This window comes from Microbacterium sp. Marseille-Q6648, from assembly GCF_943181415.1.
Lineage (GTDB): Bacteria > Actinomycetota > Actinomycetes > Actinomycetales > Microbacteriaceae > Microbacterium.
In genome coordinates this window covers 56,510-63,882 of the sequence record NZ_CALPBZ010000007.1, presented here as the reverse complement: position 1 = coordinate 63,882, position 7,373 = coordinate 56,510, and the positions used below count along the sequence as shown (strand labels likewise).

The 7,373-nt window shown below is 72.5% G+C and carries 7 protein-coding genes; 5 read left to right on the top strand and 2 right to left on the bottom strand.

All coding sequences use genetic code 11. The features are described from left to right. Positions 1–277: hypothetical protein (locus tag NFR93_RS15875; protein ID WP_251455492.1), on the bottom strand; the 277-nt coding region annotated here is incomplete at its 3' end. 113 nt (positions 278–390) lie between these two features. Then, a complete protein-coding gene (locus NFR93_RS15870) occupies positions 391–1,572 on the bottom strand; it encodes a phosphotransferase (RefSeq protein WP_251455490.1) in 1,182 nt (393 codons plus the stop codon). A 91-nt stretch (positions 1,573–1,663) separates the two neighbouring features. On the opposite strand from NFR93_RS15870, the gene NFR93_RS15865 reads away from it, so the two are divergent. From NFR93_RS15865 to NFR93_RS15845, 5 genes are all read left to right on the top strand, one after another. Continuing rightward, the gene (locus NFR93_RS15865) at positions 1,664–3,118 is read left to right on the top strand and encodes a sensor histidine kinase (RefSeq protein ID WP_251455488.1); all 1,455 of its coding nucleotides are present in this window, start codon (positions 1,664–1,666) and stop codon (positions 3,116–3,118) included. Then, a complete protein-coding gene (locus tag NFR93_RS15860) occupies positions 3,103–3,759 on the top strand; it encodes a response regulator transcription factor (protein ID WP_251455486.1) in 657 nt (218 codons plus the stop codon). The genes NFR93_RS15865 and NFR93_RS15860 overlap by 16 nt, the downstream gene beginning before the upstream one ends. Before the next feature lie 68 nt (positions 3,760–3,827). Further along, positions 3,828–5,291 carry a phytoene desaturase family protein gene (locus tag NFR93_RS15855; RefSeq protein ID WP_251455484.1) on the top strand — a complete coding sequence of 488 codons (1,464 nt, stop codon included), beginning with the start codon at positions 3,828–3,830 and terminating at the stop codon, positions 5,289–5,291. A 3-nt stretch (positions 5,292–5,294) separates the two neighbouring features. Beyond that, a complete protein-coding gene (locus tag NFR93_RS15850; protein ID WP_251455482.1) occupies positions 5,295–6,797 on the top strand; it encodes a lipase maturation factor family protein in 1,503 nt (500 codons plus the stop codon). Next, positions 6,794–7,351, top strand: a complete 558-nt coding sequence (locus NFR93_RS15845) for a phosphorylase family protein (RefSeq protein WP_251455480.1) — start codon at positions 6,794–6,796, stop codon at positions 7,349–7,351. Before NFR93_RS15850 ends, NFR93_RS15845 begins: the two co-directional genes overlap by 4 nt. Positions 7,352–7,373 lie beyond the last annotated feature (22 nt).

Sequence of the window (7,373 nt, the reverse complement as noted above, 5' to 3'; positions counted from 1 at the left end):
GGGTGGCCGGGCTCGCGGGCGACGGGGCCGACGGCGTCGGGGTCGGCGAGGCCGACGAGACGACGGATGCCGAGGTGTCGGTCGTCGTCATCGTGACGCCCGCGCGGTCGAGCACGTTGCCCGATGGGCCGGTCACCGCGCCGCCGGGGACCACCTGGCCGTCCGTGGAGCGCAGGTTCATGTTGGCCGCCGTGGCGGCGGCGCCTCCGCCGATCACCACGAGGCCCACCGCGCCGGCGACTCCGTAGGCGACCCACTTCCGCTTCGTACCGTTCATGAGCTTCTCCTTCCGACTCCGCCGGGGCTCCGGGGGGATGATCGGCCCCGGCGGGATGCTTCCACTGTGCCGACGGCCGGTAAGACGCATCCAAGCCGGATGTGAGAGCCCTCTTAGCCGAACGCTGCGGAGCGCCCGAGCGCGTCTGCCTCTTCCGCCGCGACGGTGTGCGCAGCGGCCAGGATGCGGGCGGCGCGCGCAAGCGACCCTGCCTCCCACGCCCCGAGGGCATGACCGAGAAGGTGGGCCACGGCGCGGGTGCGCGTGCCCGGTGCGGATGCCGCATCCCACCGCCGCGCGGCGGCGCGGGCCAGCTCCCACACGCGCTCGTCGCGGGGCGGCGGCGTCAGGATCGCGCTGGCGATCGCGTGCGCGAGGAAAGCCCCCGTGTCGTCGGATGCCGCCCCGACGCCGGCGGTGTCGACGTCGATGACGGCGGCGATGGCCGCCGCGTCGTCCAGGAAGAGCTGTCCGAAGTGCAGATCGCCGTGGATCACGACCGGATCCCCCGACTCCCAGTCCCCGTCGACCGCCGCGACGGTGCGGGCCACCCCGGCGGCCAGCTCCCCCGGGAGCACGACCGACAGCCGGTCGGCGTACCACGCGAGTCGCCGGGTCATGTCGGTCCGGGCGGGCGACCGCAGCGCGGCACCCGCGATGCGTCGCCGCAGCCCGTCCACCTCGTCGAGCAGAGCATCCGGATCGATCGACCCGCCGGCGGCGCCGAGGGCGTCGGCCGCCGGAACGCCCTCGGCCTGATCGATGACGACGAGCCCGTCGTCCGACCACCCCCGCAGCCCGGGCTGCGGCACCCCGGCCGCGGCGAGCGCACGATGGGCATCGACGATCCGTTCCACACGATCGGGCCGCACCACCTTCACCCACTGCCGCCCGCCTTCGGCGTCGACGCTGAGCACGGCGCGCCGGCCCGCACGGTAGGCGACGAGGCGCGGCGCACCGGTGGCGGTCACGCCCAGTCGCGCGAGGAGTGTGGCCGCGGCATCCGAGAATGCCACCGGCGCGAGTGCGGGCAGGTGGGGGTCGGCCGGGTGCAGCCACACGCGCGCTTCGGGGGCGGTGAGCTCGCCCAGCACGAGGCCGGTCTCTCTGGCCACCGCGCGCCCGGACGTGTCGACGAAGTACGTCAGCTCCTCGCCCGACTCGGCCAGCGTGAACCCGGCGACCGACCCTTCGCCGGACGGCTCCCGCGAGATCATGGTGACCGGAGCCTCGTCGCCGAGTTCCAGCACCTCGCGCAGCAGGAGCTCTTCACGAGAGCGGGTATCGGCACGCATCCTCCGATCACACCACGACCCGGAGCCGGGACTGATGAGACCTCTCTTAGGGTCGCGTCGCGGAACCCGCCGCCGCGGACATACTGAGAACGTGACCGACCCGACTCCACGCCGCCTGCGGCCGCGCCCGCTGTCGGTGCGCACGCGGCTGATCGCGGTGATCACGGTGGTCTCGGCGATCGGGATGCTGGCGGTCGGGTTCGTGGTCTACCTGGAGGAGCGCGGGCGCATCCTGCGACAGGTCGACTCCCTGCTCGAGGCGAATCTCGATTCGGCCCGCTTCCTCGTGGAGCAGGGCTCGCCCGACACCGGGAGGTGGGAGGACCCCGAGCAGGCGCTCGCGGCGGTCGTGCAGCGCGCCGCCCCCGACGACAACACCGGCGTCATCGGCCTCGTCGACGGGGACGCCGCCCTCGTGCCCGGAGTGCCGCTGGACGTCGACCTGCAGTCCGCCCCCGGCTTCGTCGCCCACGTCGTGGAGCAGACCGACTCCGACGCGCCGATCATCGCCACCTACGCCGGGGACGACGTGACGTGGCGGTACCTCGCGACGCCGATCTCGGTGGCCGCAGCGCCCGGCAGTCGTGCCGTCTTCGTGATCGCGTACGACATCGAAGCCGAGCTCGCCGAGATCGACACCGCCGCCCGCGTGTTCGCCATCGCCTCGGCGGTGACCATCCTGGTGACCGCGGCCGCGGCGGCGCTGGTGACCACCCGCCTGCTGCGACCCCTGCGAGAGATGCGCGAGACTGCGGAGCGGGTCTCGGCGCAGTCGCTGTCGGACCGCCTCCCGGTGCACGGCCGCGACGACGTGTCGGAACTCGCACAGACCATGAACGACATGCTCGACCGCCTCGACGGCGCGCTCGACTCCCAGCGACGGCTGCTCAGCGACGTCGGGCACGAGCTGAAGACGCCCCTGACGATCGTGCGCGGCTACCTCGAGGTCGTCGACCCCGACGACCCCGCCGACGTGCGCGAGACCCGCGAGCTGGCCGTCGACGAGCTCGAGCGCATGGCGGTGCTGGTGCAGGAGCTCGCCGGCGCCGCCGCCCTCCACGGCCCTTCCCCGGTGAAGCCCGAGCTGATCGACGTCGCCGACCTCGTGCGCCAGATCGTGCGCAAGGCTCAGGGCATCGATGGGGCGGATGCCTCGACCGGCGACCTGGTCGAGCGCGTCGTCGCGGTCGACCCGGCTCGCATCACCCAGGCGATGCTGCAGCTCGCGCAGAACGCGGTCACCCACGGCGACGGCCGCATGGTCATCTCGAGCGCCGTGCGCGACGGGGCCCTCGAGCTGTCGGTGCGGGATTTCGGCCCCGGTGTTCCGGACGAGCTGAAGCCGTCGGTCTTCGACCGGTTCACGCGTGGACCGCGCAGCGAGGAGCAGGGCGGAACCGGTCTCGGGCTGAACATCGTGCAGCTCATCGCCCGCGCCCACGGCGGTCAGGCCCGTGTGGTGGACGCCCCCGGCGGTGGCGCGGAGTTCGTGATCGCCGTGCCCCTCGTCACCGGACAAGGAGACCAGCCATGGCATCGATCCTGATCGCCGACGACGAGGCGCGCATCTCGGGCTTCATCGACAAGGGGCTGCGCGCGGCGGGATTCGCCACGCGCGTGGCCCCCACGGGTCCCGAGGCCCTCGAACTGGCGCTGAGCGACGAGTTCGACCTGCTCGTGCTGGATGTGAACCTCCCCGGCATGGACGGCTTCGCCGTGCTCGAGAACCTGCGCGGGTCGGGTTCGCGGATGCCGGTCATCATGCTGACCGCGCGTGTGGAGCTGCACGACACCGTCGCCGGGCTGGAAGGCGGAGCCGACGACTATCTCGGCAAGCCGTTCCGCTTCGACGAGCTGGTCGCGCGCATCCGCCTGCGCATGCGCCGCGACGAGACCGCCGCCGGCACCGAGCTGCGCCACCGCGACCTGGTGCTCGACGTCCGCACCCGGCGCGCCCAGATCGGCGACGACGCCGTCGAGCTCTCGGCGCGGGAGTTCGCGCTCGCCGAGGAGCTCGTTCGTCATGCCGGACAGGTGCTCAGCCGCGAGCAGCTGCTGAGCCGCGTCTGGGGGTACGACTTCGACCCGGGATCGAACGTCGCCGATGTGTACATCGGCTATCTGCGTCAGAAGCTGGGATCCGGTCGGATCGAGACGGTCCGCGGCGTGGGGTACCGCCTGACCTGACGACGGCGTCCGGGGCAGCGCCGGCGGCACCGGGGACACAGGCGCGCGGCAGTGGCAGGATGAGTGCCATGGTTCGGCGCGCGACCATCGTCGGCAGCGGCCCCAACGGGCTTGCCGCGGCCGTGACCCTGGCGCGCGCGGGCTACCGCGTCGAGGTGCTCGAGGCAGCCGAGAGTGTCGGCGGCGGCGTGCGCACCGGCGAGCTCACCGTTCCCGGGTACCACCACGACGTGGGCTCGGCGGTTCACCCCGCCGCGCTCAGCTCGCCCTTCTTCCGCGCTTTCGGCCTGCGCGAGCGCATCGAGTGGATCGTGCCCGACATCGCCTACGCGCACCCGCTCGACGGGGGTCGCGCAGCGATCGCGTGGCGGGACCTCGACCGGACGACGGCGGGACTCGGGCGCGACGGCGCCGCGTGGCGACGACTGGTGGGGCATCCGAGCCGCCACCTCGACGCCGTGGTGGAGTTCACCGGCAGTCAGCTGCTGCGTATGCCGCGGCATCCGGTCGTCGCCGCCCGATTCGGACTTCGTGTGCTGCGCAGCGGCTCGTCGCTGGGTCGACGCACGTTCCACGGGGAGGGGGCCGCCGCGCTGCTGACCGGCGTCCTGGCGCACGCGAACACGGCGCTGCCGTCGCTGGCCGCGGCCGGATCCGGGCTGTTCCTGGCCGCTCACGCCCACTCCGGCGACGGCTGGGCCTACCCCCGCGGCGGGGCGCAGCGGATCGCCGACGCGCTCGTGGCCGACCTGCACGCCCACGGCGGACGCATCGAGACCGGACGCCGGGTGCGGCGGCTCGGCGACCTCGACTGGGGCGACCCCGACGCCGGCGACCTGCTGATGCTCGACACCACCCCCCGGCTGCTGCTGACCCACCCCGACCTGCCGGGCTCATACGCGCGCGCGATCGGGCGCTACCGGTACGGGGCCGCGGCCGCGAAGGTGGACTTCGCCCTCGACGGCCCGGTGCCCTGGGCCCACGCGGACCTCGCACGCTCGCCCACCGTGCACATCGGCGGCACCAGGGCCGAGATCGAGGCCGCCGAGAACGCCGTCGCAGCCGGGCGCCTGGCCGAGCGCCCGTACGCGCTCGTCGTGCAGCCCGGTGTGCTCGACGACTCGCGAGCGCCGGGAGACGGACAGACGCTGTGGGCGTACATCCACGTGCCGTCGGGCTCGACGCTGGACCCGACCGATGTCGTCACGCGCCAGCTCGAGCGTTTCGCCCCCGGTTTCCGCGACCGCATCGTCGCGTCGTCGGCGATGACCGCGGCCGAGCGACCGCAGTTCAATCCGGCGGACATCGGCGGTGACATCCTGGGCGGGGCGTTCACGATCCGCCAGGCGGTCGTGCGGCCGGTGCTCTCGCGCACGCCATGGCGCACGCCGCTGCGTGGGGTCTACCTGGCTTCGGCGTCCACGCCTCCGGGGCCGGGCGTGACCGGGATGCCCGGGTGGTACGCGGCGCGCCAGGCCCTCGCCGACCTCTCGGGCGTGCACGTCGAACTCGAGGACCTCTTCCCCGGGTGAGCCATGGACGGCTTCGCAGCGGTCGACTTCGCGTTCGCGCGACAGGTGCTCCAGCGCGGCGTCGCGGCGCTGTTCCTGGTGGCGTTCGTCTCGTCTCTGAATCAGTTCCGTCCCCTCCTGGGCGAGCGCGGCCTGCTGCCGGCGACCGAACTCCTGGCGTGGGCGCGATCCTCCCCACGGGCGGGGCGGATGCTGCGACCGACCCTCTTCCGCCGGGTGCGCTACACCGATCGCCGACTCGTGGCCCTGTGCGCGGGCGGCATCGTCGTGTCGGCGAGTCTGGTGTGCGGCATCCCCCAGCTCGGACCGCCCTGGGTGCCGATGGTCGCCTTCCTGCTCGTGTGGTTCGGCTACATGTCGATCGTGTCGATCGGTCAGACCTTCTACGGCTTCGGGTGGGAGATGCTGCTCCTGGAAGCAGGGTTCCTGGCGGCCTTCCTCGGGTCGGACGATCAGCCGCCGGCGACTGCCGTCATCGTGCTGTTCTGGTGGCTGCTGTTCCGCCTCGAGTTCGGAGCCGGGATGATCAAGATCCGCGGCGGCCGGGAATGGCGCGACCTGACCGCGCTGATGTATCACCACGAGACCCAGCCGATGCCCGGTCCGCTCAGCCGCCAGGCGCATCTGCTCCCGGCATGGTTCCACCGGGGCGAAGTGATCGGCAATCACATCGCCCAGCTGGCGGTGCCCTGGCTGCTGTTCGCGCCGCTGCTGGGGTTGTGGGTGCCGGGGCCCGTTCCCGCGATCATCGGAGCGGGCGCGGCGGCGGCGGTCATCGCGACGCAGACGTGGCTGGTCATCACCGGCAACTTCGCGTGGCTGAACTGGGCGACCATCGTGATCGCCTTCGCGGCCGTGGGGCTTCCCGGCATCGGCGCTCCGGCGGGGCCGGCCCCCTCCGACCCGCCGTGGCTGATCGACGGGATGCCGCTGTGGTGGGTCGTGGTGACGTCGGGCGTCGCGCTGCTCTACGTGGGGATCAGCATTCCGTCCATGCGGAACCTGTTCGCCCACCGACAGCTGATGAACGCGAGCTTCAACCGCTGGCAGCTGGCCAACGCGTACGGCGCGTTCGGCACGGTGACGCGCCAGCGGGTCGAGATCGTCGTGGAGGGCACCCGCGATCCCGACCCCGACACCGCCGTGTGGCACGAGTACGGATTCAAGGGCAAGCCCGGCGACGTGAGGCGTATCCCGCGGCAGTTCGCCCCCTACCACCTGCGCCTGGACTGGCTGATGTGGTTCCTTCCGCTCGGACGCACCTACGAAGACTGGTTCGCCGCGTTCCTCGGCCGACTGCTCGACGCCGACCCGGCCGTGCTCCGGCTGCTCGCCTACGACCCGTTCGCCGGAGAGAAGCCCGCTTTCGTGCGGGCGCTGTCGTACCGGTACCGCTTCGCCACCCGGGACGAGCACCGTCGGGACGGCATCCGGTGGGTCCGTGACCGGCGGCGGACCGTGGTGCCGGCGCTGCGCGGCACCGGTGCGGCGAGAATGGAACGATGAGACTCCTCGTCGCCGCCCTCGAATCCGAACTCGTCGCCTTTCCCGCTGATCTTCCCGGATTCGACCGTCTGGTCACCGGGCCCGGCAAGCTGCAGGCCACGTACGCGCTGACGCGGGCGCTGGACGCCGGGGAGTACGAAGAGATCGTCGTGGTGGGGACGGCCGGGGCGATCGACCCGCGGCTGACCCACGACGTGTACGAGGTGGGAACGGCGATCCAGCACGATGTGACGGACATCGACGGCATCGTGGGCCAGCACGTCTCACTGCCGCAGCGGGTGGAGATCGGCGACGGGGAGGTCGCCATCGCCACCGGCGACCATTTCGTCGACGACGCCGAAGCGGTGCAGGTCATCCGGCCGCTGGGCGCGGGCCTGGTGGACATGGAGGCCTACGCCTACGCGTGGGTGGCGGGCAGGTTCGGCGTGCCCATCCGCATCCTCAAGTCGGTGTCGGACCGCGCCCAGGACGACGCGCACCTGAGCTGGCAGGAGACCGTGGCGGCGTGCAGTGCTCAGCTTCGCGACAGGATCCGTCGCGACTACGGCGTCTGACCACCCCTCCGGTCTTCCGACG